The sequence below is a fragment of the Hyphomicrobium sp. genome (genome assembly GCF_009026145.1).
In the GTDB taxonomy this organism is placed as follows: Bacteria; Pseudomonadota; Alphaproteobacteria; order Rhizobiales; family Hyphomicrobiaceae; genus Hyphomicrobium_A.
In genome coordinates, this window is record NZ_WBUE01000002.1 from 49380 (window position 1) to 74209 (window position 24830).

At 64.5% G+C, this 24830-nt stretch carries 23 protein-coding genes and 2 pseudogenes; 7 read left to right on the top strand and 18 right to left on the bottom strand.

Going from position 1 to position 24830, the window contains the following annotated elements; all coding sequences use genetic code 11:
• Positions 1–174: 174 nt before the first annotated feature.
• Together F9K20_RS02105 and F9K20_RS02110 are read left to right on the top strand one after the other, a co-directional pair.
• Positions 175–303 carry a hypothetical protein gene (locus F9K20_RS02105; protein ID WP_290997173.1) on the top strand — a complete coding sequence of 43 codons (129 nt, stop codon included), beginning with the start codon at positions 175–177 and terminating at the stop codon, positions 301–303.
• A 371-nt stretch (positions 304–674) separates the two neighbouring features.
• Positions 675–890 (top strand): hypothetical protein, encoded by a 216-nt coding sequence (locus F9K20_RS02110; protein ID WP_290997174.1) that lies wholly within the window; start codon positions 675–677, stop codon positions 888–890.
• A 204-nt stretch (positions 891–1094) separates the two neighbouring features.
• Here F9K20_RS02110 and F9K20_RS02115 read toward each other — a convergent pair whose 3' ends face one another.
• The 3 genes from F9K20_RS02115 to F9K20_RS02125 all read right to left on the bottom strand — a co-directional run bounded on the left by F9K20_RS02115 (position 1095) and on the right by F9K20_RS02125 (position 1889).
• Complete coding sequence (locus F9K20_RS02115) at positions 1095–1313, bottom strand: hypothetical protein (RefSeq protein WP_290997175.1); 219 nt, start codon at positions 1311–1313, stop codon at positions 1095–1097.
• The gene (locus F9K20_RS02120) at positions 1313–1576 is read right to left on the bottom strand and encodes a hypothetical protein (RefSeq protein ID WP_290997176.1); all 264 of its coding nucleotides are present in this window, start codon (positions 1574–1576) and stop codon (positions 1313–1315) included. Before F9K20_RS02120 ends, F9K20_RS02115 begins: the two co-directional genes overlap by 1 nt.
• A 100-nt stretch (positions 1577–1676) precedes the next feature.
• Positions 1677–1889 carry a hypothetical protein gene (locus tag F9K20_RS02125; protein ID WP_290997177.1) on the bottom strand — a complete coding sequence of 71 codons (213 nt, stop codon included), beginning with the start codon at positions 1887–1889 and terminating at the stop codon, positions 1677–1679.
• Between the two features lie 401 nt (positions 1890–2290).
• Between F9K20_RS02125 and F9K20_RS02130 the strand changes: the two genes are divergently transcribed.
• On the top strand, positions 2291–3289 hold the full coding sequence (locus F9K20_RS02130) for a response regulator (RefSeq protein WP_290997402.1): 999 nt from the start codon (positions 2291–2293) through the stop codon (positions 3287–3289).
• Positions 3290–3977: 688 nt separating this feature from the next.
• Here F9K20_RS02130 and F9K20_RS02135 read toward each other — a convergent pair.
• Complete coding sequence (locus tag F9K20_RS02135; RefSeq protein WP_290997178.1) at positions 3978–4118, bottom strand: hypothetical protein; 141 nt, start codon at positions 4116–4118, stop codon at positions 3978–3980.
• Positions 4119–5141: 1023 nt separating this feature from the next.
• Complete coding sequence (locus F9K20_RS02140; RefSeq protein ID WP_290997179.1) at positions 5142–5489, bottom strand: hypothetical protein; 348 nt, start codon at positions 5487–5489, stop codon at positions 5142–5144.
• Between the two features lie 1135 nt (positions 5490–6624).
• On the opposite strand from F9K20_RS02140, the gene F9K20_RS02145 reads away from it, so the two are divergent.
• The 3 genes from F9K20_RS02145 (at position 6625) to F9K20_RS02155 (ending at position 9625) form a co-directional block, all read left to right on the top strand.
• Positions 6625–8169 carry a PAS domain S-box protein gene (locus F9K20_RS02145; RefSeq protein ID WP_290997180.1) on the top strand — a complete coding sequence of 515 codons (1545 nt, stop codon included), beginning with the start codon at positions 6625–6627 and terminating at the stop codon, positions 8167–8169.
• Positions 8170–8252: 83 nt separating this feature from the next.
• Entirely contained in the window at positions 8253–8603 is a 351-nt protein-coding gene (locus F9K20_RS02150; RefSeq protein WP_290997403.1) for a cytochrome c, read from the top strand.
• Between the two features lie 620 nt (positions 8604–9223).
• Positions 9224–9625, top strand: coding sequence for a hypothetical protein (locus F9K20_RS02155; protein ID WP_290997181.1), 402 nt, complete (start codon positions 9224–9226; stop codon positions 9623–9625).
• 68 nt (positions 9626–9693) lie between these two features.
• Here F9K20_RS02155 and F9K20_RS02160 read toward each other — a convergent pair whose 3' ends face one another.
• The 13 genes and pseudogenes from F9K20_RS02160 to traG form a co-directional block, all read right to left on the bottom strand.
• The gene (locus tag F9K20_RS02160; protein ID WP_290997182.1) at positions 9694–10071 is read right to left on the bottom strand and encodes an AlpA family transcriptional regulator; all 378 of its coding nucleotides are present in this window, start codon (positions 10069–10071) and stop codon (positions 9694–9696) included.
• Positions 10071–10511 carry a DUF736 domain-containing protein gene (locus F9K20_RS02165; protein WP_367115853.1) on the bottom strand — a complete coding sequence of 147 codons (441 nt, stop codon included), beginning with the start codon at positions 10509–10511 and terminating at the stop codon, positions 10071–10073. Before F9K20_RS02165 ends, F9K20_RS02160 begins: the two co-directional genes overlap by 1 nt.
• Positions 10453–11694: pseudogene (locus tag F9K20_RS21205) on the bottom strand (TrbI/VirB10 family protein); the annotation flags it as partial. The gene F9K20_RS02165 and the pseudogene F9K20_RS21205, both read right to left, overlap by 59 nt.
• On the bottom strand, positions 11694–12689 hold the full coding sequence (trbG, locus tag F9K20_RS02175; RefSeq protein WP_290997184.1) for a P-type conjugative transfer protein TrbG: 996 nt from the start codon (positions 12687–12689) through the stop codon (positions 11694–11696). The pseudogene F9K20_RS21205 and the gene trbG, both read right to left, overlap by 1 nt.
• Entirely contained in the window at positions 12686–13384 is a 699-nt protein-coding gene (trbF, locus tag F9K20_RS02180; RefSeq protein WP_290997185.1) for a conjugal transfer protein TrbF, read from the bottom strand. The genes trbG and trbF overlap by 4 nt, the downstream gene beginning before the upstream one ends.
• 14 nt (positions 13385–13398) lie before the next feature.
• A complete protein-coding gene (gene trbL, locus F9K20_RS02185; protein ID WP_290997186.1) occupies positions 13399–14682 on the bottom strand; it encodes a P-type conjugative transfer protein TrbL in 1284 nt (427 codons plus the stop codon).
• A gap of 127 nt (positions 14683–14809) precedes the next feature.
• Positions 14810–15535: a P-type conjugative transfer protein TrbJ gene (gene trbJ, locus F9K20_RS02190; protein ID WP_290997187.1), complete on the bottom strand. Its 726-nt coding sequence runs from the start codon at positions 15533–15535 to the stop codon at positions 14810–14812.
• On the bottom strand, positions 15532–18174 hold the full coding sequence (gene trbE / locus F9K20_RS02195; RefSeq protein ID WP_290997188.1) for a conjugal transfer protein TrbE: 2643 nt from the start codon (positions 18172–18174) through the stop codon (positions 15532–15534). Before trbE ends, trbJ begins: the two co-directional genes overlap by 4 nt.
• Complete coding sequence (locus F9K20_RS02200) at positions 18168–18440, bottom strand: VirB3 family type IV secretion system protein (protein WP_290997189.1); 273 nt, start codon at positions 18438–18440, stop codon at positions 18168–18170. The genes trbE and F9K20_RS02200 overlap by 7 nt, the downstream gene beginning before the upstream one ends.
• A 21-nt stretch (positions 18441–18461) precedes the next feature.
• Positions 18462–18788 carry a TrbC/VirB2 family protein gene (locus tag F9K20_RS02205; protein WP_290997190.1) on the bottom strand — a complete coding sequence of 109 codons (327 nt, stop codon included), beginning with the start codon at positions 18786–18788 and terminating at the stop codon, positions 18462–18464.
• Between the two features lie 13 nt (positions 18789–18801).
• Positions 18802–19791 carry a P-type conjugative transfer ATPase TrbB gene (trbB, locus tag F9K20_RS02210; protein WP_290997404.1) on the bottom strand — a complete coding sequence of 330 codons (990 nt, stop codon included), beginning with the start codon at positions 19789–19791 and terminating at the stop codon, positions 18802–18804.
• Positions 19792–19795: 4 nt separating this feature from the next.
• A complete protein-coding gene (locus F9K20_RS02215; protein WP_290997191.1) occupies positions 19796–20317 on the bottom strand; it encodes a CopG family transcriptional regulator in 522 nt (173 codons plus the stop codon).
• The gene (gene traG, locus F9K20_RS02220; protein WP_290997192.1) at positions 20318–22312 is read right to left on the bottom strand and encodes an IncP-type conjugal transfer protein TraG; all 1995 of its coding nucleotides are present in this window, start codon (positions 22310–22312) and stop codon (positions 20318–20320) included.
• A gap of 879 nt (positions 22313–23191) precedes the next feature.
• Between traG and F9K20_RS02225 the strand changes: the two are divergent.
• Positions 23192–24602 (top strand): annotated as a pseudogene (locus F9K20_RS02225) (transposase).
• Positions 24603–24830: the final 228 nt, after the last annotated feature.

The following is a 24830-nucleotide window of genomic DNA, read 5'->3' on the forward strand; positions in this document are numbered from 1 at the left end:
CGAGAACGCCTGGCCGGGGTCCCTGAGGAGGAGAAGGAGCTGCTTTGGGTCGTGCTCGCCAACGGCGAGGCAAGCCCGCGTCGCGGACAACGAAGCGGCCTTCCTGCGGCGTTACGATAGTTTCCGCGCAGGCATTGAGGCGTTCCTCGACATGCCTGATCATACGATGGACTTGTGTTCCGCATGCTCCGCCAAAACAGCGGCAAGCTCTCCGAACGCGCCCGCAAGCGCGAGTTCGCGAAGCTAACTGATGACGAAGCCAAACAGATCGAAGATCGCTACGAGGAAATATTCGCGCAGTAGGGCATCCATGCCGCATCCAAAAGCTCCGCGCCTTTGGACCGTCGCTATCGCGACAAAATCTGGATAACTAAGAAGATAAAGACCAAGGTCGTAAGCGCGATGTGGAAGTCGAGAACCAGCCGTTGGGCATGGCCTGCTGTCATCCATCGCGATAAGAAAAGTGCCATTCGGAACTTCCTTCCTGAGCGAAGGGTTACTCTCTTTGCTGGCCCACGCGGACTCGCACGCGGGCCTCATTATTTTCTCCCCAATATCCAAGTCGGGCTGAATTCGTTTCCGTTTTAGATTGCTTTCAGAGACGGTGCCGTTGACCTTCGCGAACTCCTCACAATTCCTTCGGTAGTCGCAGCCCCGATGTGTTAAGGAGGAGCATGCGCTATCACAAAGCGGTTCAGATCACGAAGGTGGAAGCCGACTCCATCATCGCGACGACGCGTGCTTCGCCCACCGGCGTCGTTGTGCTCTCACATCACGAGAAATGGTACGACGTTCGCACCATGACGCGTGCCGAGATCGAGGCGTTCACCGCCGACCTGGCCCGCATCGACATCGCCGCCGACGCAGCCAAAACGGCCCTGCCCAACTGATTGTCGCGGAACTGAAACGAGCTACCGCTTGCTCGGTTTCGCGAGCGTCTTCGAGGGCCGCGCGAATGAAGACGTCACGGACGATATCGCCAAGTCTGCGCGCTTTTGCACGGGCTCTTTCTTGGGTTTGCGGATTTCACGGTTCGATCTGGTATGACCTTTGGCCATCTTGAGCGCCTCCAATGCCTTTTCTGTTGCCTTGCCTCATACCGATCTCATCCGACCGACCGGAACGCACCGGCACACGAGGTTGCTTTCCTCGACGATCCGCTCGCACGGCTCCATGATCGTCTTGATCCGATAAAGCCGTTCCGCGCCCACTTGCGGCAAAAGCCGAAGGATCTTGTAGGTCCTGACCGAACCCGACCCACCTGAGCGAGAGGGGATGAGATCGACCATCTGGCCGACCTTGAACTTGTGCACTAGCCGCCCTCCCCATCGCTTGCGAGGGCTGCCTCCAGATCCGCGGGCACGACCTCGACGAGCTGCCGCGAAAGCGACGCGGAGTTCGTCGACGGGAGCTCAATCGTCGTTCTCACGCGGCGATAAGCAACGAAGGAAAGCCCGTCGAGCTGCTCCTCTGTCACCACCACCGAGTAGACACCCGGAGGAAAGGTGCCCTGCACGCCTCGCAACGAGAAGGGGTGCGCAAAGGTCACCGTCGCGTTGGTCAGCCGTTCCGTCATTCGAGGCCTCCGCCGTAGCTCGGCCATCAGCCGGCCTATAACACCAACGGCCCCTCGCAATGAGCGAGCGTGAGCCGTTGGTTGGCCAAGGGGCCAGCCTCTAGAGCTGGCGACCCTTTGCGAAGGCATCAACGTCCTTCTGGGCCTGAGCGCGGTCGAGCTGATACTTGGACTGCACCTGGGACACGAGGTCATCCTTGCTCTTCAGAGCGATGACGTCCGCCTCGGTGAACTTCGACCACTTCTGCGCGATCTCGCTTCGCATGCCCGCGCTGCTTGCCGGGGCGGGGCTCGCCTGTGTGTTCTCTGTCATGAGTATCTCCATAAAATATGAAAGTATAATTTGAATGCGAACCACCAAAACTATTGTTGTGATTTATACGCGGAGATGATGTTCAAAATGTGTCCGCGCAAAATATTTTTCTAATCAAGGGCCCATATATACCTACAGTATGCAGGTAGTGACTTGGAGCGCAATTGGCACTTGGGACAGTAATACTTCTTTGGCGATCACGGTGTCTAAGAAACTCCGTGAACTTCTACAGTACATAACGCTCACTGTCGTGCCCCCCGCGTGTCACCGCCGCTCCGCTCGTCCCCGCTGCCACGCGCGTCAAAGCTGTCCGAAACGTTGACCATGGCGCGGTCAGCGCACCATTCACCCGAGAGCAGGAGAAGGACGACGACGCTCCCTCGAGCGGGAATATACTCGTCATCGAAGATGACCCGGCTGTGCGCGAGACGATCAAGCTGCTTCTCGATGGAGAGGGGCACCGCACGTCCGTCGCAGTCGATGGAGCGAGCGCTCTCGAGCTGGCGGCGCAAGAGGCGACACGGCCCGACCTGGTGATCGCCGACTACAACCTGCCGCGTGACGTCAACGGCCTCGATATCATCGCGAGCCTGCAGAGCCAGCTACCGCACCAGATCCCGGCCATCGTCCTCACGGGCGATATCTCGACCGACACCTTGCGCGAGATTGCGCGCCACGGATTCATCCATCTGAACAAGCCGGTCAAGGCCCAGCAGCTGACCCGCCTCATCCAGCGCCTCCTCATCAAAGCGGTGCCATCAGCTCTCGAAAACGTGCCGCAGCTGGCGCTACCCTTGGACGGCCGGAAAATGCCCACGGTGTTCGTGGTCGATGATGATGCGGCCGTCCGCGAAGCGACGCGCGACTTGCTCCGGGAGAACGGCTACGCCGTCGAGGTATTTGCCGACGGCGAAGCTTTTTTGCGAGCGGATCGGTTTGAAGGTTGCCTGTTGGTCGACGCGCGAATGCCCGGCATGACCGGTCTGGAGCTGATCGAACGCCTCAAGGCAGATGGCCGTGCCCTACCGACCATCATGATCACGGGAAGTGGCGACGTCCCTTTGGCGGTTGAGGCCATGAAGGCCGGCGCGATTGATTTCATCGAGAAACCGATCGGGCACATTGACCTGCTCGCCAGCATCGAACGCGCGCTCGATCACAGCGGGGATGCGCTGAAGCTGTCGCAATCGCAAGACACGGCCCGAACGCGTGTCGCAAGCCTGACGGCGCGTCAGCGTCAGATCATGGATCTCGTGCTGGCGGGTCGTCCGAGCAAGAACATTGCCGCCGACCTCGGCATCAGCCAGCGCACCGTGGACAACCATCGCGCTGCCATCATGAAGAAGACGGGGTCGAAGTCTCTTCCTGCTCTGATCCGATTGGCAATTGCGGCTGCCTGAAACCACGCCTCGCCGGTGGGTCCGACGGTAAAGCGGCCCGACTGTGCGGGGAGCAAGCCGGGCCGCCTTGCGGAATGAGGGTCCACTTGATCGAGTACGCGGAACATCTCTCTCTTTCGCGTGTTCCCTCAAGTCCGGATTAAAGCGCTCGATGGGTCCGTACGCCAAGCTACGGAATGTACCTAGCCGCGCTTTACTAACCCGGCTGGTCGGACCGTAGACCGGTAACCGATCATCAGAAGCTCCATCGACACGCCGGCGATAACACCCGACAAGAAGCCGATTCAAGCTGCGGGGGGCGGACCGAGCACGCTCAAGCTCAGGCCATACCCCGCCAAGCCACCCACGACAGACGCGATGACCGAGTTGATCAAGACGATCCCGGGAATGAGCAACCTCCCTGGGCCCGGACCGGCCGCGCGAATTGATGCGAAGATGGTGAAGTGGCGAACGACCGTGGCCACGAGCACCGCCAGAAATGCGGCCGCCACTGCCAGAAGGGCTCTGTTCGCGACGATGTCATCAAGCGCAAGGCCAGCCACCGCTCCGGCGACTCCACTTGTGACAACCGCAAGGACGATGCCCGTCGATATGAGCTTTTGATATTGTGACGTTCTTGGCCTCCTAGTCTCGTTTGGTCCTGGCAGTGTGCGACGTCGCGAGCGCCCAGCGCGCCCACGCTCTGTGTTCAATCCGCGCTCAAATAAAGCACTGATCCGGCAATTAAGATGATCAGCGCGACGCAAATCGCCGGCGGCGGCGCGATCCATGCGTTAAGCGGCCGCCAGCGAAACCCATCGGCGGCTATCTTCTGGGCCGTATAACGCACGGGACACATATCCTCTTTGCCAGGTTATGCGGCGACGATGCAGTCGCCGGCCAACAGCAAACACGCGCGCATGCATGCTCAAATCCGGACGCGCGTGTCAGCGGACATTACCGAAAGAGGTGGGCCGCACGTAGAGTCGGAATGTACTCAGGCTGCAAGCGGTCGTTGCCGACAAAGCTCTAACCCTCGACGGGCTAGTCGCTGATACGCGCTATCAACCTACGGATATCGCTCAGACCTCGCTCGATCGCTTGGTGCGACGATCGTGTGGCTAGAGTGCAAGGCTTGGAAGTAGTTCGACCAAGCAGTGTCTGGTGACATTGGCGGAGCGTCAACTGGCAAAGGTCGGTTCCTCCAGGACGCTGAACCGGCGAACTGACCGCCGGCGTCTGGAATTGGCTCTTGGACGAAAGCCATGTCAACCGTCGGACGAGCGTTCGCGAAGTACCGGAGACGTCTTATGTCCAGGTCCTTGACGACCATCGCGCTGGACCATTTCGGTCCAGTGCGGTCAGCGATTATTGGCTAAAGAACTCGTGCGACATGACCATAACGGCCGCGCCTTCGATCGGTGGCGCATGCGCCCGAAATCAACGTAGAGCCGCAATCGATCACGGTCTGGGGAATTCGCATCGATCCTGACGGCACAATTCGTGGAACAACCGGTACCCACGCGGAAGCGACTTTTGCTGGTTGCCCCGCATTAAAACTGGCAGCGCCGCGAGTGATCTTCTGCTACCTTTTCACAGGTACAGATAAAGCGCGTACCCAACGATCCCAGCAATAAAGAGGGCCGGGATGACGATCGGCGGGACGAACCACTCCTGCCAGAACCCATACTGTGGCGTTTGCTTAAGCATGGTCGCAGGCTATCACGCCCGCCAACAGTCGCGCAATCAAGCTCTGAACCGAGTCGCGCAGCGGTGGTGGGGGGTTGAGTACGGCTATCGAACCTGGACTGCGATCGGTAGCGGCGCCCGCTAGCATACGGGCGCCGAAACGTTCGACCTCTTAGTTGACGGGTCAGTGGGCAAGATGGGCGCGGGCCTGACCTTCAGTGAAGTGGCTTTTGCGACCAGCTGGCGCCACGTCAGTCGTCGTGGCTTGGTTTCTGGGAGTGCGATCAGAAGTGCCTTCCGAAGTCCGGGCAGCTTCCGTTCCGGTCGCGCCAGACCACGTCGCGCCCCGGGTACGATCAGGCGTCGCATCGCCAGGTGTGCGATCCGACGTCTTATCCGCCGCATCGCTCGCCCCGTCGACAGCTGAGGTCGAACTCTGAGCCCGCGGAGCGGGCGCCTCGGCGTCGGCCGATGACAGCCCGGCCGCGCCGAAAGCAAGCGTCGCCGCGCCCACAATGATGGCTTTGAACATTTTTCTATCCTTTATTCTCGGGAACTCGACAAATCGGATTCCTGGGGAGCAGGTGCGCACAAAGCGCCCGCTCGGCCAAGATTCGGAAAGTGCTCATTCGCCAACTTCAACGGACGAGAGGGCACTGAGCGTCCGCGATCATTAGACTGAAATCGCGGCCGACCCTCGGAACGGACGTGGATTTCGGCAGCGTCGATCTCCAGCTCCTTGTTTTTCGCCTGCCGCGCATATGCCCTCAGCGCTTCCAATTTGTCGCAAATGGCCCTGGCCTCATCCACCTTTTAGCATCGAGGCTAATTGCTTCTTTCTGAGCGCAGTGGCTTCAATGGGCACTTGCTCAGAAGCCCCATAGCCGGGAGGGTAACCGGCCCTGATGCTCGGCATCCGTCAGTTCGCGGACGTCACGCGGGCATGAGTGCTGGAACTCCCGTTTCTTGGTGATCAGCCCGTCATGTCCCTTCTCACCCGTTCGCTTCACGACAGACGTCGGCTGCATTCGAAGGGTAAGCGGACCGGATGCAGGCGTCCGCTGAACGGAAGAGGCTCGCCCGTCGGCGACATGACACTGACGCCGCTCGATGTCCGCCATCAGGGGATGAGAAGTTCATCTGGCACCCAGTCCGAGACCGGTTGCGGTGGCCAGCAAATAAAGATCAATTCCAGCTCGCGCCACCGTTATTGGCGCGAGCGAATTGCGGCCCGCGATTCCGGGTGCGTCGCGCGCCAAATGCCGGATGTCTGCCGCAAAGGCGGCCACAACATTGGGAATCCTCTGACACACCGCCGTTAGAGCCGCTCAGGGGCTTGAGCGAGGTTGAGATAGCGGCGAGGGACGACGTTGTTGGCCAAGGCCTAACATGAGCAGGGTGCGACGACGCGCAAAACGGCCCGCAAGCGGGAACGGCTCCCCCAGACGCAGCCAACGACAACGCACCGGACGGCACTGCCCCTTCGCCAGTGGAAACCTATTGACGTGCCTCCGTCAGTACCCGCCAACGCCACCCGACGCGCTCACCGGCACCTAAGCGTTGCAGCACGTGTTTTCCGCCTTTTTTCAGGCCGAACGTGACAGCCCTCTGAAATTCTGACAAAAATCGGACGGGGGTTGAACGGCATCCATTGACCGGGTGACGTCATGACCAACAAGGGGTTTGGCGAACCTGTCCTTGAGGCTTCCCTGCATCAGCTTGCAGCGATCCTGCAATCCGCTATTGACGCCATCATCTCGATCGATGCGCTTGGCACCATCGAGAGCGTCAATCCAGCGACCGAGAAGATGTTCGGATACACAGCTGCCGAGCTGATCGGGCAGAATGTGAAGCTGCTCATGCCTGAGCCGTATCGGCGCGATCATGATAGCTATATCCGTCAGTACCGCCACACGGGGCAGCGTAGGATCATCGGCCTCGGCCGGGAGGTGACCGGGCAACGCAAGGACGGCTCAACATTTCCTATGCACCTCTCGGTCAGCGAGTATGAGATTGGCGGCAAGCGTCATTTTGCTGGCGTCGTGCGGGATCTGACGCACCAGGCGCAGCAAGAAGAGGTGCTGCGCCGGTCACAGCGCATGGATGTGCTCGGCCAGCTCACCGGCGGCATCGCCCACGACTTCAACAACCTTTTGACCATTATCATCGGCAGCCATGAGCTGGCCGAGGAAACGTCGGATCCAGAGAAGGTGCGCGAGCTTATGCGACGCGCCAATGAAGCGGCGCACATGGGAGCGAGGCTGACCAGCCGACTCCTCAGCTTCTCCCGCCAGCGGAAGTTGGAGCCGGCCGTCATCAACCTCAACGAGCACGTCCTCGGCATGCTGGAGCTGCTGCGCCGGTCGCTTGGTGAGACCATCAGCCTCACGACGTCATTGGTCGGCGATTTGTGGAGCGTTTGCGTCGATCCGAGCGAGATCGAGAATGCCGTACTCAACCTTTCTCTCAATAGCCGCGATGCCATGCCCCAAGGCGGCAACCTCAGCCTCGAAACGCGCAATCACAAAATCGTCAGCGATGACGCGGAGCAATACGGTCTTGCGCCAGGCGAATACGTGCGGCTGACAGTCTCTGACACTGGCTCGGGCATGACTCCCGAGGTCGCCGCGCGCGTCTTCGAACCATTCTTCACGACAAAGCCGGTCGGTCGTGGCACAGGGCTCGGGCTTGCCAGCACCTACGGCTTCGTGAAGCAGTCGGGCGGTAGTGCTACGATCTATAGCGAAGTCGGCCGTGGCACGACAGTCAACCTCTATCTGCCGAGACACGGCGCGCAGCAAAGTCGCCTGGGCGGGGATACGCCTGTTAGGGCGCCGTGCGCCGACGATGAACTCGTGCTGGTCGTTGAGGATAACCCGGAGCTGCGTGCTTTGACACTCGATCGCCTGAAGTGCCTCGGCTATCGCGTCATCGAGGCCGACGGCGGTCCTGCGGCACTGGCGATACTCGAAGCGGGAGAGCCGATTGATCTGATCTTCAGCGATGTCATCATGCCGGGGGGCATCACGGGTAATGAGCTTGCCGCCGCCGCTCGGGAGCGCAATCCGGCAATCAAGATCCTCCTCACTTCGGGGTATGATGCCGAACTCGCCGTCGAAGCCGACACGATGGCAGACGATTTGAAAGTGCTGCGCAAACCTTACAAGCAAGCCGATCTTGCCCGCGCGCTGCGGGACATCCTTGACTCTTGAGGTCGCGACCAGCGAGCAGGAGAACGTTCCTGTCCCCGAAGGCACAGCTGCCGTGGCTCGTCACCGTTATCGCGCTTGCGGCAGTGTTAGCCGCTCCTGCACCAGCACTCTCACAGTCCATCGAATCCGGTAAATCAGACTACCTACGCCTTTGCGCACTCTGCCACGGCTTGGAGAGCACGGGTCTCGGGCCCCTTCGCGAAGCCATGAAGATCGCCCCGGCCAATCTCACCCTCATCACACGTCGACATGGCGGCAAATTTCCCGCCGACTACGTCAAGCGGGTTATCACCGAGGGCGGCGGCATAAGGGGTCACGGTTCCTCGGCCATGCTGGCCTGGGGTCCTGTCTTCAACGCCGAGCAAGACGGCGCCTCACCAGACGCGCGCATCGAGGAGTTGACCCGCTACATCGAAAGCATCCAGCAGCGCTGACGGGCATCCCCATCGGCCCACTTGGAAGGGCCCACGCAGAAATCCCTCCGAACCAACTCCGATCGCAGATCGCGGCTCTCGTCGACTGCTACACGTGTCCCTCGCTACAACGGCGTTCCCGGACAAGTCATCCGCCAACACCCGAGACGGCCGAGCGAACCCTTAACCGGCCGTGGCGGTCCTCATTCCGCATTGGTGCAAGGAAGGGGATGGGAGGCGACATCGCCCGCGTGCAGGAGCAAGTGAACTCTATCGAAGCGGAGCTCAGGCACGGCTGCTACGAGAGACCCGCCTCGGCAACCTCGAGCACAAAGTCTTCGGTGTCCCTCGCCGCTAGTCAGTCTTGATCCAAAGCGGTGATATGGTGTTCCTATATGAAGGCGGTCCCGACTGCGGCCGAGCCGTGTCTCACCCGTCGTGAGTCCAGACTGGAGCCCGCGCTCAAAGCAGAAATACTACCCGGATGACCAGGCGACGGGCTCCAAGCCGGGCGAGCTGCGCGGCGCTTTCACCGTCACTCAAAAACTGAAGTGAGCCTCATCGCCAGAGCGATTTGCGCGTTGCACTGAGGACAGAAATTCAGCCGGCATATTCTCCGTCGGATCACAACGGCAAAGAAAATGCAAAACCGTCTCTTCAAGCTTGCTGCCGTTGCCGAGCTTACCGTCCTGGCCACGGCCGCCCTGGCGGTGCCGGCCGACATCGTCGTTCGCGTGCTGAGCAAGGATGCCAAGTTCATCGGCACGAGTATGGGCGGGATGCGGGTGACGCTGCGCGATGGCCACACCGGCAAAGTGCTAGCCACCGGGCTCACGCGTGGTGGCACCGGCGATACCGAGCGCCGCATGCACGAGAGCGCGGGGCGCCGCGCACAGCTGTCAGATCCCTCCGCCGCCAGGTTCTCGGTAACCGTCGATCAGCCGATGGGGGGCGCATACTGCTCTGTGTCTCAACCAAGGAGACAGGCCATGGAAAACGATCGCCTACCTGACAAACTGGTAGGCAGATCCGCGTTTCGATGAGCAAATACAATGATCGAATGTTATCGGACACGGTGTGGGTTCTTCCAAGCCAGCCGAATTGGATTTTTTTAACAGCCCAACTTTTTGCGTTCTGCGGCACGCGCCGCGATCCATGCCTCGACCTCCGACAAGAGCCATGCCACGCGGTTCGCGCCAACCTGGATCCGGCGCGGAAACAACCCGCGCTTCTCGAGCCGCAGGATATGCTGCGGTGTGTAGGGCACGATGCTGCGCAGCTCCGCTCTCGTGATCAGCCGCGTGGGCGGCAGAGCCATAGTTCCTGCCTCGTCCCCGACCGGCGCATCGCGGATGCGCATAGTAGAGGTGGTCCCCGCTTGCGCCGCGTCAACATCCTCGCCTTTCACTCCTTTGGGCTTTGCAGCCTGCGACGGCAAGCGATGCGACATCGGCTCGCGCTCCTTCGACCAGGAAACCATCGAGCCCATCAGCTCTCCTCCTTCTGCTCGCGTCGCCAGACAAGCCGCACGACGCCGTCCTCAGTGGCTTCGAACAGCGCGCCCCAAATCGGCTGCGGCAATGCGGGATCATCGAGCTTGACCCGCAAATAGCTCTCCTCGCTCCCCTGCTTGGTGCGTCGCCAGGCAACCCCGATCTCCGTCGAGCCGGCCATGACACGGAAGTCGGGTCCCGCCTGCCCCTCCTTGCGGTCGTTGGCGATCAAGCGGACTTTGGCCGTTACGGTCAGCGTGCGGATCGTGCCGGCGTAGCCGTCTTTGACCGCCGAGAAAATACCAATGACGGGCATCTGCAGGTCTCCTCGCTTCTCTGTTGGATGCGTGTGTCGGGTAGGGACGCAGGACGATGTCCTTGTGCACGATGACGCGCAGCGGCCAGCCGGGCCGCACGGTGATCGTCGGCTGCACATTGAGATTGCGCTCGATGAGGCGCTGGCCGGCGCGGTTGGTGGTCGATTGCGTGGAGAGCTGCAGCGCCCGAACCAGATCGCTGTCGCTCGCGCCGAAAGCGAGCTCGCTGCCGACGCCGAGCACGGTGGCGAGTGCGACGCCCTTCAAGAGCTTCCAGGTATGCAGATCGACCTCGTCGGCAAGGCCGGCATAGCCGCCGGTATCCGTCGCCGGGAGATTGTCGATCACCACCGAGCTGCCGTCGGGCCGGATGATGCGCTGCCAGACGACGAGGGCGCGTTCCTGCCCGAAGGCGACGACGTTGTCATACTTGCCGATCAGGCGCGATCCCTGTGGGATGAGGAGGAAGCCGCCGGACACCGTGTCGAAAACGTTCTCCGTCACGTGCGCGATGACAACCCCGGGAAGATCGGAGTTGAGGCCGCTGACCAGGCTCGCGGCGATGACGGTGCCGGCCATCAACTGGTAGGGTGAGGCCGGCGTCTGAAGGCCATGCGGGTTGTAGATCTCCTTCTCCGGTGCGGCCGTGAGGAACGACAGCTTGCGCGTTGCCTCGGTCGCATCGGTTCCGACCGGATCGACGTCGCCAATGGCCAGGCTACGCGCGCGCTCGGCCGCCCGCAGCACAGCGTGCGCCGCCGTGTTGCCCTCGGCTGCGGCCGATCGCGGTCCGGCATCGGCATGCGTCGCCGGCGCAGCGACCTCGCGTGCCGGCGGCGCCTTGAGCTGCAGCCGAAAGAAAACCTGGGACTCGCGGGCCTGGACGGCCATGCGGACGAGGTGCTCCTTCTCGATGCGCTCGGTGTCGCCGCGCGGATCGGCAAGGTTTGGCGGCGTCAGCTTCGGAACACCAATCGGCACCTTCGCTGCCTCCGTCTTCTCCTCTCCCGGCTTCTCCTCTCCCGGCACGCTGTCGTAGGTGGCCGGGAGTCTGGCCAGCCGGTCGGTGATCGGTTTGTGCTCGACGTTGATGAGCTCCTCAGGCGTGAGGGCGCGCAGGGTCGGTGGCTTGAACGCCACGAGGACAAGGCCCGAGATGAGGATCAAGATCAGAGCCGCGCCGCCGATCAGCACCTTGCGGTTGATGCGGGTGACCGGCTGCGGCCTTGCCCGCAGCGCGAACGCTTCCGGCGCCGCTTTGGCATCAGGCGCATCGGCCTTGTCGGCACCAGTGTCGGTCATTACCGCGTCTCCCGCCAGACGGCGTCGGTGCGGACGATGCGCACCACGCGCTGCGGCTCCCGGCCAAGCCGGAGCTCGGCGGCAGCAAACAGGCGGTCGACGATGTAGGTCGTGCCCCGCACCCGGTAGTTGACGAGCGCCGGTTTGCCGTCGGGTCCGATGACGAACAGCGGCGGCGCCTCGCTCTGCGCCAGACCTGCGGGGAACTGGATGTAGACCTTGTGGCCATCGTCGAACACCTGCCGCGGCTTCCAGGGCGCATCGCCTTCCAGGCGATAGCGGAACCGCAGCTGATCGATGTTGACGCCGACGTCGGCGACCGCCGTCGCCGCGGCGTCTCGCTCGGCCTGTTGCTTCCGGAGCGCGATGAGCTCGCCAGCCGGATAGGTCCACGACACGGACGCCATGTACGTGGCATCGCTCGAGCGCATCTCGAGGTGATAGGTGCGCCGGTCGGTGGTGATGACTAGGTTGGTCTGAAGGTCGGCGGCGATGGGCTTGACCAGGATATGCACCTGCGCGTCCTCCTCCTCGCCGCTCGATGTGTCGCCGACCACCCAGCGCACCGTATCGCCGGCGGAAACGGAGACCAGTCTCTCGCCGCTCTCGAGCGCGATGTCGGTCACCTGGTTGACGGCCGCATAGAGCTGATAGAGCGCACCCTTGGTGTAGGGATAGACCTGGATGGCGTTGATGTAGCCGTCCTTGACCGGCTCCAGGCGCGCCGCGGCGTTGGCGCCGGCCACGCGGTCCTTGGGCGCGCGCGGGTCCTTATCTTTCTCGCCGGGCTTCGGGACCGGCTTCAATTGCCCAGGCAGCGGCAGAGGCTTCGGCACCTCGACGTATTGCACGAGCGGCTGCGGCTCCGGCTCGCGTTGCGCCGGCTTGAACACGGCGTTGTCGAGCAAGGGAACCTCCGGCACCATGGCGGTGGCGGCGCAGCCGCAAAGGAGGCCCGTCAGGGCGACGGCCGCATAGATCCGTGGCGATGTCATCTGGGCTCTCCTGCGCTGACGTCCTGCGACCAGTTGAAGGTGTGCACGTAGATGCCGAGCGGGTTCTTGCGCACGGCTTCGGCGGTCCTGGGTGGCATGATGAGGATGGAGAACAGGCCGGTGAACCGACGGGTCCCTTTCAGCGCACCGCCCTCGAAGGTTCGCTCCAGCCAGCGCGCTTGGAATGAGGAGTCCGAGGCGCGCACGACGCTGGTGACCTCGACCGCGACAGTCTCGCGACCGACCTTGGCGAAGGGGTCGTTGGCGCGCGCATATTCGTTGAGCGTGACCGCGGCCCGCTCGGTGACGAAGTCGTAGGCCTTGAGCCAGTTCTGCTTGACGACCACGGCATCGCTCGACAGCGCGCGGACGTTGTCGACGAAGCGCGCCAGGTGATAGGCGATCTGCGCATCGTTCGGCTTATAGGCCTCGGCCGCGGGGCCGACGGCGCGGGCCCCGCCGCGCGGGTCGACCTCGACAACGTAAGGTGTCGTCGTTGGGGACCGGCCGATCCACAGCAGGGTTGCGGCGAGGATCAGCGAGACGCCCAAGCTGCCGAGCGCCATCAGGCGCCAATTGCGCGCCTGCACGCGGGCGCTGCCGATGCGCTCGTCCCAGACTTGCGCCGCCTTCTGATAGGGCGTGACCGGCTCCGGGGTCTCGCCATAGCGCAACGTCGAACGTTTGAACGACATGCGTCCTGTCTCCTTTATTTGCTGGTCTTGAGATCCGGGCCACCGCCACTCGCCGGCCGATCGCCCTCGCGCAGGGCTTGCGCGGCCACCATGCCGGCCTGCGTCAGCTGCTGCCGACGTGCGAGGCTTTGCGCCCACGCGGGCGGACTTTGCTGTATGGTGCCAGGCGCAATGGTGCCGGCGCCGGGATCGCTGGCGCCGGACGATGGACGCGTATCGCGATAGCCCTGGGCCGCACCTTGCCGGTAGGCGTCACGCACCGGTGCCGTCGCCGATGCCATCATGCGCGAGGGCGGAGCCGAGATCGTCGTGCGCGCGACGCCGGACATGCCACTCGTTTCATAGGCGGCGCCGACCCGACCCGCGAGAGAGGCGGCGGCCTTAATGCTGCCGCCCGCAGCGCCGCCAGCCAATCGCGCGCCGCCCGCCAACGCCAATCCGCCGGCAACCGCCGTACCACCCAGCGCCGCCGTGGTGGCGACGGCCGCGCCGGCGCCGAGCTGCGGGGCGCCCGAGATCAGGCCGGCGGCGATCGCCGGCACGAAGACGGCCAATCCGAACACGGCGATCGCCGCCAGGATGCACGATGCCGCCTGCGTCAGGGTGATTTCGCCTGCCGGCCCGCTCAACGTGCCGAACAGCGTGGCGCCGATGCCGATCACGATCGCCAGCACCATGAGCTTGATGCCGGAGGAGATAACGTTGCCGAGCACGCGCTCGGCAAGGAACGCGGTCTGGCCGAACAAGGCGAACGGGACCAGCACGAAGCCTGCCAGCACCGTCAGCTTGAACTCGATGATGGCGATGAACAGCTGGACGGAGAGGACGAAGAAGGCGAGGAGCACGATCGCCCACGCCAGCATCAGCACGGCGATGGTGGCAAAGTTGGAGAAGAAGGTCGTGAAGCCCATGAGCTCGCCGGCCTTCTCCAAGAGCGGCTTGGAGGCCGTATAGCCGGTCGACGCCACGAACCCCGGCCGCATCAAGTCGGCGGCGGTGAGCGACGTGCCCGACGCCTTCAGCCCCAGTCCGGCAAACGACTGGAAGACGATGTCGGCGAGCTGTCGGAAGTTGGAGAGCAGGAGCGCGAAAAAGCCGACGTACAGCACCTTCTTGATCAGCTGTGCCGGAAGGTTGTCCTCGCCCATCAGCGCCCAGAACAGGCCCGCCAGCGTGATGTCGATTGCCACCAGGATGCTGGTGAGGAAGGCGACGTCGCCGGCGAGCAATCCGAACCCGCTGTCGATGTAGCGGCTGAAGGTCTCGGTGAAGAGATCGATGATGGCGAGATCGTCCATGGGGTCCTCGGGGCGTGTCGGCAAAGCTTCGCCGTCGGCGGAAAATCGGTTCGCCGTTGGCCATGTCAGAGGGCGGCTAGTGTCGTCGGAGGCTGCGATCGTGACCGGGCATGCGTTTCTCCATGTGCTATCGGCTCGCCGAATATCCGGAGCCGGTCCCGACAAAGGACTTGAAGCGCTGACGCGCCTCATACTCGGTGGCGAGGTCACGGGCCCGCGTCAGCGTCTCGGCACGCGCCTGCGCCGCAACGAGGCCCTGCAGCGCCAGCGACTGCTTGACGCTGAGGCCGGCGAGCTCGTTGCCGGCTTGCGCGGCTTCGAGCGCTCCGACGGCGTGGCGCGAACGCGCGAGGGCATCACCGAGCAGGCGGGCGCCGATCTCGATGCTGTCGGCAATCTGACCCTGCACCAGGGCAGAGCGCCGGAAGGCGGCGTATTCCTCCTCCCAGCGGGTCGTGGCATTGCGCAGCACATCGTCAGAGGTGAGCGCGGCCGACGCTTGCCCGGGAAACATTTTGTCGTAGTTGGTTTGCGTCTCCCGCAGATCCAAGGCAATGCCCTCCCCGGCCTTCATCTGGCTCTCGATGTCGGCGAGCGTGCGTTGCAGATCCGGGGAGATCGTTTCGCCCAGCGGTGAAAGGTTCTGGTCCATGCGCACAAGAATCTGCGCCTGGTTTTGGAGCGCGCGAATCTGATTGTTGATCTGCTCGAGCGCCCGCGCGGCGGAGAGCAGGTTCTGCTGGTAGTTCGACGGATCGAACACCGTCATCTGCGCGCGCGCCTGCGACACGCCGCTGATGAGAACGCCGGCGGCGAGCGGCAGCATCGTGAGCACTGTGCGGCGGGGTGTCATTGGCCTGCTCCTTTGGCTTGGCTCGGGGTGACGCGGAACGGTGAGAGGCGTTGCGGCAGCGGTGGGCCGCCCGGCAATCCGGGCAGTGGCGTTTGCTCCGCAAGCGAGGTGTTTGCAGACGGCGCCTTGGGCGCCAACGCCGTGCGATCCTTGGGCTCTGCCGGGGCCTCGGGTTGCACCGCCTCCTTCCGCACTGCCGGAGGCAAGGGCGGCGGGATCGCCGTCGGGGCCTGCCAGCCGTCGAGCAGCTCGGCGGCCCAGGCCAGATTCTTGGCGGCGAGGAAGCGCGCGGCGAAGCTTTTGGGTTCGCTCGTCGCCAGACAGTGCTCGATGAGCCGCTGGTCGTCGGGCGAGGACGCCCCGCACAGCGCGAGCGCCACCGGCCCGAGGCCCAACGCGAAGAGACGATTGCCGCGGGCCGTCTGGGCGTAGTAGTCGCGCTTCGGCGTGGCGACGCTCAGGATCTCGATCTGGCGAGCGTTGAGGCCGAAGCGTTCATAGACGGTCTTCGCCTGCGGCTCGAGCGCGCGATCGTTGGGCAGGAAGATGCGGGTCGGGCAGCTTTCGATGAGGGCCGGGGCAATGCTCGAGCGCTCGATGTCGGCCAGCGACTGGCTGGCGAAGACGACGGCAACATTGCGCTTGCGCAAGGTCTTCAGCCATTCGCGGATGCGCGCGGCGAACAGCGCGTCATCGAGGAAGGTCCAGGCCTCGTCGAGCACCAGCAAGGTCGGCTGCCCGTCGAAGCGCGCCTCGAGGCGATGGAACAGATACGTCAGCACCGGCGGAATCAGCGCCTTGTGCGCCATCAGCTGCTCCAGCTCGATGTGCAGCACGTCCGTCTCGGCAATCTCCTCCGATGAGCCATCGAGAAGCCGGCCATAGGCCCCTTCCAGCGTATAGGGCGACAGGGCGGCGACCAGCGCCGCTGACTGGATGAGCACGGCAAGCCCAGTCAGGGTGCGCTCGGCGCGCGGCGCCGAAGCCAGACTCTTGAGGGCGGTCCAGACCGCATCCTTGACTTCCGGCGTCACGCGCACGCCTTCGGCCGTGAGGAGCGCCGTTACCCATTGCAAGGCGAAGGCGATCTCGCCGGGCTCGTCGATGCGCGCCAAGGGCTGCAGCGAGAGCGTGCCTTCGAGGCCGAGATCGATGCTGGCGCCGCCCATGGCGAGGGTGGCGGCGCGGGCCGAGCGGCCGCGGTCGAAGAGCACGACCTGCGCGCCGATGAAGCGGCGGAACTGCAGCGCCAGCAGGGCGAGGAGCACCGACTTGCCGGCGCCGGTCGGACCAACGATGAGCGTGTGGCCGACGTCGCCGACGTGCAGATCGAGGCGGAACGGCGTTGCCCCGCGCGTCTCCGCCATCATCAGCGTGGGAGCATTGAGGTGGCGGTTCATTTCCGGCCCGGCCCACACCGCCGAGACCGGCATCATGTGGGCAAGGTTCAAGGTGTGCATGATCGGCTGACGCACGTTGGCGTAAGGGTTGCCGGGCAGTGAGCCGAGCCAGGTTTCCACGGCATTCAAGGTCTCGCGGATGGTGACGAAGCCGCGGGTGTTGATGATCCGCTCGACGGCGAGCAGCTTCTCGTTCGCCTGGCGCACGTCGACATCGGCGACCACGATGGCGGTGGTCAGGTAGCCGAACGCCACGTCGTCCTGTCCGAGCTCCTGCAGCGCCTCATCCGCGTCCATCGCCTTGTTGTCGGCGTCGGGATCGACGAGCGCCGTCTCGCGGTTGAACATGACCTCGCGCAGGATGGCGCTGACCGACTTGCGCTTGGCAAACCATTGGCGCCTGAGCCGCGTCAGGTGACGCGTGGCTTCGGTCTTGTCGAGGGCGATCCACCGTGTCGTCCAGCGGTAGGCAAAGCCGAGGTCATTGAGGGCATCGAGCACGCCCGGCACGGTGGCATTGGGGAAGCCGAGCACGGTCAGCACGCGCAGATGCTGATCACCGAGCTTCGGCTCGAGGCCGCCGAGAAACGGGCGGTCGCAGAGGATGGCGTCGATGTGGGCCGGGACCGCCGGCACGGCGACCGGATGGCGCTTATCCGAGATCGTGCCATGCAGGTAGGTGAGCGTCGCCGCATCATCGAGCGCCTCCGCCTCAGGCAGGATGGAAGCGAGCATCTGCAGCGCCCGGTCGGTCTCGGTGATGAACCATTCGAGCTGCGCCCGCGGCTCGACACCGATGGCCGTCTCGTCGCTGCGCTCGTAGAGCAGGCGATCGGCCCGCGCCTCGTTCTCGGGCGGCGGCAGATAGAGGAAGGTCAGGTAGTAGCGGCTCTCGTGATGGACGCCGTCGGCGCTGAAGGCGGCATAGCGTTCCTGATCGACGAGCCACGAGGCCGGATCGGCGAACCGTGCACCGGGATACGCGTTCGCGGGAATGCGCTCGGCTTCGAAGAAGAGCGCCCAGCCGGCACCGAACCGCTTCAGGACGTTGTTGAGGCGCGCGGTCACCGAGACCAGCTCGGCCTCGGTGGCGCTGTCGAGATCGGGACCGCGATAGCGCAGCGTGCGCTGGAACGAGCCGTCCTTGTTGAGCACGACACCCGGCGCCACCAGGCACGCCCACGGCAGATAATCGGCCAAGCCAGTCGATGCCTTGCGGTACTCGGCGAGGTTCAGCATGACAGCGCTCCCTTGTGGCGGGCATGACGGGAGAGCACAGTGAGGAAGGCCGGATCCTTGCGCGTGACCCAGACGGCGACGGCGTGACCAGTGAGCCAGATCAGCAAGCCGGCCAGCCACAGACGCAGGCCGAGGCCGATCGCGGCGGCGAGCGTTCCGTTGAGGATGGCGAAGTTGCGCGGGCTGCCGGCCAAGAGGATCGGCTCGGTGAGCGCGCGGTGCAGGATGACCTCGTAGCCTGGGGTGGTGGACGGTTGACCGATCATGGGGTGCTGATGCTCCGCGCTTCAGTTGATGAGGGCGCCGCCGGCAAAGGAGAAGAACGACAGGAAGAAGGAGGTGGCGGCGAAGGCGATCGAGAGGCCGAACACGATCTGCAGGAGACGGCGCAGGCCGCCGCCCATATCGCCGAAGGCGAGGCTGAGCCCGGTGACGATGATGACGATGACGGCGATGACCTTGGCGACGGGGCCTTCGATCGATTCCAGGATGCGATGCAGCGGCGCCTCCCAGGGCATGCCGGAGCCGGCGGCGTGCGCCGTGGCGGCCATGAGTATGAAGCAACCGCTCACGCAGGCTGCGGTGCGCATGAGACGTTGGACCAGGCGTGACATCTGCTGCTCCCTCTCAAACTGTGTGCAAGGTTGGCCGCCCGGGCGGTTGCAGCTCGTAGTCGCCGTCCTCATCGAGGCGCACCAGCTCGAGCACGCTCTCGACGCGGCGGCCGATGCCGCGCCCGGCGAGGAACACGACGACGTCGATAGCTTCGGCGATGAGCTCGCGCGGCACCGTGACGACCGCTTCCTGCACGAGCTGCTCGAGCCGGTAGAGCCCCGCCTCGGCGGAGTTGGCGTGGACGGTGGCGATGCCGCCGGGATGCCCGGTGTTCCAAGCCTTCAGCATGTCGAGGGCTTCCGGGCCGCGGACCTCGCCGACAATGATGCGGTCGGGACGCAGCCGCAGCGTCGAGCGCACGAGATCGGCGAGCGAGGCGATACCTGGCTTGGTGCACAGCGCCACGCAATCGGCCGCGGCGCACCGCAATTCGCGCGTGTCCTCCAGGATCAGCACGCGCTCGCCAAGCTCGGCGACCTCGGCCAGCAGCGCGTTGACCAGCGTGGTCTTCCCCGAGGAGGTGCCGCCGACGACGAGTATGTTCTTGCGCTGGCGCACGGCCAGCGTCAGGGCTGCGGCCTGGGGCGCCGACATGATGCGCGCGGTGACGTAGTCGGCCAGGCGATAGAGCAGATCTGCCGGCTTGCGCACGGCAAAACACGGCGCCGGCGCCACCGGCGGCAGGATGCCCTCGAAGCGCTCGCCCGTGTCGGGCAGCTCGGCGGACACGATCGGCGCCTTGTCGTGCACCTCGCGGCGCACGTGCGCGGCGACGAGGCGGATAATCCGCTCGGCCTCCGCGCTGCCGATGCGCTCGCCAGTATCCTGGCGGCCGACGGTGGCGCGGTCGATCCACAGCCTGCCGTCGGGATTGACCATGACCTCGATCACGGTCGGGTCGGCGAGCGCGGCGGCGATGGTCGGGCCGAAGGCCGTGCGCAGCATCTGCCGGCGGCGCCCTTGCGCGACCTCGGCGACCGGCAGGGACACGGGATCAGTCATGGGATCAGTCATGGGCCTTCCCTCCTTCGGATCTTTCATTCGGTGCCTGGCCGTTGCGATGGGCGGCCCGATTCTTCAGCGGCGCGTCGTCGGACGCCGTCACGAAGAGATCGGGGTCGTTGACGGCGATCGTCTCCAGCACCTCGGAGACGAGGCGCTGGTCGCCGGCGAGGCGCCGGCCGATCTGGGCGACGAAGACCTGGAAGCGCTCCTTGCCGAGGAGGCGTGCCGGCTCCTGCTCGCTCTGCGCCAGCGGGGGCGTGATGGTCAGGTAGTAGCGCACGAACAGCGCCAGGGTCTCCGTGGCGATGGCGACATCGCGCTTGATGGTCGCCACGGATTTGCTCAGCTCGTTGAGGCGCCGGGCGAGACCCTCGTCGACGCCCGGATGCTGGTGCGGCTCAAGGCTGGCCCGCAGCGCTTCCTCGACCAGGGCCGACTTGGCGCCGTTGCGTTGCCGGGCGACGAGATCGAGCTGCCGGGCGAGCGGTCGCGAGAGATAGAGTGTGTAGCGCTTCTTGCTCATCTAGAGACGCAGCCCCGGAAACTGGATCACCGTGTCGAGATCATCGCTTGTGGCCGGCGCTTCCTCCTCGAGGGCTTGATCCTCAAGGCTCGCCGCGAACAGCGGCAGATCGCGCAAGGGACGCTCCGGCTTGTCCTTCTTCTGGCGCGAGACCTCGCGCCGAGGGCGTCGGCTGTCGTCATCGGCGGTGTCGGAGGTCACGAGCTCCGACCAGGCCCTGTCGAGACGAGGATCCGTGCCGCGGATCTGATCGGACCAGTCGTCACCGCGGGCGCGGGGCATGTGCGCTGCGTGATCCCCGGAGAGCTCGGGTGCCGGCAGGCATCGCGTCAGGAAATTGCGATCGGCGTAGTACCTGAGCTTGCGAGCGCGGATCGGCGGCACGCCCGACACGAGCACCAGTGCCTCGTCCTGCGGCAACTGCAGGACCTCGCCGGGCGTCAGCAACGGCCGTGGCGTCTCCTGCTGCGAGATCGTGGTGTGCGACAGCCAGGCCGACAGGCGCTTGCCGGAGAGGTTCGTTTGCCGCTTGAGCTCGGTGGCGGTGCCCAGCGCATCGGACAGGCGCTTGGCCGTGCGCTCGTCGTTGGGGGCGAAAGCAACGCGGAAGTGGCAATTATCGAGGATGGCGTGATGGGTGCCGTAGGCCTTGTCGATCTGGTTCAGCGACTGGGCGATAAGGAAGGCCCGCACGCCGTAGCCGGCCATGAACGCCAGCGAGGTCTCGAAGAATTCGAGGCGCCCGAGCGCCGGGAACTCATCGAGCATCAGCAGGAGCGGGCGCTGCGGGGTCTCGGCCGTGGCGGCCGGTAGCGTCTCCGTGAGGCGGCGTGCGATCTGATTGAGGATCAGGCGCACGAGCGGCTTCGTGCGTGAGATGTCGGAGGGCGGCACGATGAGGTAGAGCGAGACCGGGCGCTCGGCCGCGATCAGATCCGCGATGCGCCAGTCGGAGTGGGCCGTGTTGGCGGCGATCAGCGGATCGCGATAGAGACCGAGGAAGCTCATGGCGGTCGAGACGACGCCGGAGCGCTCGTTCTCCGACTTGTTCAAGAGCTCGCGGGCAACCGAGGCCACGACCGGATGCACCATCGGCGCCTCTGACGTGCCAAGATGGTTGGTCGTCAGCATGATCTTGAGGGTGCGCAGGATCGAGCGCGAGGGATCGGCGAGAAAGGTCGCGACGCGCTCCAGCGTCTTGTCCTTTTCTGCGTAAAGGACGTGGAGGATGGCGCCGGTCAAGAGAGCGTGCGCCGTCTTCTCCCAATGATCGCGCCGCTCGCGCGCCCCTTCCGGATCGACAAGGATATCGGCGATGTTTTGCACGTCGCGCACCTCGTGCGCACCCTTGCGCACCTCGATGAGGGGGTTGAAGCGGGCCGAGCCCGGATCGGTCGGATCGAAGCGCAGGCAACGGGAGAACTGCGCGCGCCAGCCCGCGGTCAGCTCCCAGTTCTCGCCTTTGATGTCGTGGACGACGGCGGAGCCGGTCCAGGTGAGCAGCGTCGGCAGCACGAGGCCGACGCCCTTGCCGGAGCGCGTGGGCGCCACGGCGAGCACGTGCTCCGGGCCGTCATGGCGCAAGTAGCGGTCGTCATAGAGACCAAGGATAACGCCGCCATCGCCCAGGAGCCCCGCGCGCGCGATGTCAGAGGCGTCCGCCCAGCGGGCCGAGCCGTAGGTCGTCGCGATAAACCTGTGGCTTGCCCGCCGGGCGGCCCCCCCGAGCGCGATGGCGCCGCTCAGCAGCCCCCCGGCTGCGGCGAGGACGCCGGCGCGCGCGAACACATGCGGCGCCTGGTTGTCGAAGGCCAGCCACCAGGAGAAAAGCTGCCAGGGCGCGTAGATCTTGACCCCGGCCAGCTCGATCCAGGATGCCCCAAGCGCGGCCTGATAGCCGAGCATGGCAGCGGCCCACTGCGTGGCAGCCCACAGGCTGAGGAGGGTCAGGATGAAGGCTGCGGCGACTTGCAGTGCATAGCTGCGATCCGGCATGACTTCCAATCGTCCCGACCACGCTTTCGACTGCCGCTCAGCATGGGCGCGCGGCATCGCAGCGTGAATTAGGAAACGCCGTGAAAGGCGTGACGATGCGGGAAGTCGCGGGAAGTATGCCGTTCGAAGCGTCCTCTTAGAAAGTACTGGGACCTCGTCGTGTGTCTGCCTCACGGAGCCGCCCTTGCCTGCGGCCCCCTTTGGGGGGCGGCTCCGGGAGGCGGACCACGGCCATGCCTCATGGTGGGCCCGGCGTCGTCGCCCAATCGCCGCGAACGCATAGCGAGGTGGAAATTGTGGTCCGCGCCACGGGACCGTCACCCGCATGGGCCGAGACCCGCCGCGGCTGGCGGGGCTCGGGCACGCGGCCCTACGCCCGCGGGGTAGGGCCCGGCCGCGGCTTTTGATGCCGCGGGGCGCGCAACCGAAGGGACGTAGCACATTCAGCAACGATCAAGCGAAGCTTGCTTGGTCCATCCGGCAAGGTGCCGGCAGCGTGGACACTCACGGCTCTGCTGTCGCCGCGCGAAGAGGGTGCGCCCTTGATGGGCACATCGACTCGACTTCATGGAGCTCATCACCGCGGCGGACCGGCGAACCCAAACGAGCGGTCAGAGTCAGTCGCCGGGTAAAAGCTGTAGCGAGGGTTCAGATCACTGGATGGCCGATCATGATCTGAGGACGTCGGTTCTTGAACAGCCACCTCTTGGCGACTTCCGCACGGCCGAGATAGCTGTCATTCAGTTGCATTCGGCACGGCACCTGGACGCGACTTTGTTGTCGTCCGTAGTCCACCCGAACGTGTTGCAGAACTCCCATTGAGGCCGCTGGCGAACCATGATTCCGTTGCTCACGAAGCGGCAGCGGCTGGGGCGAGCCATGATGGGGCGAAGCAAGTCCGGGCAAGGGCAGTTCTTCTACAAGTTCAATCTCGACGACGTTGTGCCGCCCGACCACCTCGTGCGCAAGATTGACACCGTGCTCGATCTCGGCTGGGTGCACGAGGAACTGGCGCCCTACTACTCGCACACGGGTCGACCATCGATCGATCCCGAGCTGATGATCCGAATGCTCATCGTCGGCTACGTGTTCGCCATTCGCTCTGAGCGCATGATCTGTCGCGAGGTCCAGGTGAACCTCGCCTACCGCTGGTATTGCAGGCTCGGCATCGAGGACCAGGTCCCCGATCATTCTGCGTTCTCACGCGCCAGGCACGAGCGTTTCCGTGAGAGCGATGTCCTGCGCCGCGTGTTCGAGCGGGTGGCGACGATCTGCATCGTGGCGGGCCTCGTCGGCGGCGAGGCGTTCTCGGTCGACGCGAGCCTGATCAAGGCAGACGTCGACAAGCACAAGCGAGTACCCGGCGATCAGCCGATCGACTGGCCGACGCCGGAGCAAGCTTCGCACGCGGTCCGTGAGTATCTGGCGACCCTCGATGCTGCACCCGATGATGAGGGCGAGAGTGGAGATGGTGGCTCAAGCGGTGGCGGTGGCGGCAAACCGCCGAAGGAGATGTCGCTGACCGATCCGCAGGCGGCTTGGGTCGCGCGCAAGAGCATGGATCCGTTCTTCGCCTACGACGCGAACTATCTCATCGACAACAAGCTCGGCATCATCGTCGACGCCGAGGGAACGCGCGCCAACCGCACTGACGAGATCGCCGTCACCGAGACCATGCTCGAGCGGGTCGAGCGCCGGTTCGGCTTGGCGCCAGAGCGGCTCGCCGGCGATACCGCCTATGGCGCGGCAAGGCTCCTGGCTCTGGGATAGAGGCATCGTTCCGCACGTGCCTGTCTGGGACAAGTCGAAACAAACCGGCGGCCGCTTCACGAAGGAGGACTTCGTCTTCGATCGCGACAGGAACGTCTACATCTGTCCGGCCGGCGCTGAGCTCGCGCATTCCGGGATCGTCGACCAGGGACGCATCCTTCCCTACCGGGCGAGCAAGAACGATTGCTCCACCTGCGCGCTCAGGCCTCAGTGCACAACGGCTCCGGCCCGCAAGGTCTCGCGCGACATCGACGAGGACGTACGCGATCAGGTCCGTGCGCTCGCCAACACCGAAGCCTTCCAGGTCTCGCGCCGCGAGCGCAAGAAAGTCGAGATGAGGTTCGCGCACATGAAGCGCATCCACAAGCTCGACCGGCTGCGCCCGCGCGGTCTATCGGGAGCGAAGGACGAGGTGCTGCTCACTGCGACGGCGCAGAACCTGAGGCGGCTCGCAAAGCTCCTCTGCCGGGCCCGCCCCGTGTCACCACCTTATGTGCAGCATAGGCGTGCAGTGGCGTGAGGTGTTGGTGCCAATGCGTCCACGCCGCCGCCCTGTAGACGAGCGGAATAACGAGGCCGGCGAAAAATCGCCGCCGAGCCCCGCGACTGAGCTTCTATGGGGTTTTGCAACACGTTCCACCCCTGAGCGGACGAAACTTCCACTTCTCGTCATCAGCTTCGAGCGGAAGTCCGAACACAACGTCCGCGGAGTGCGTGTGATCGCCGGGCCTCGTCCTGCGTCCAGCCT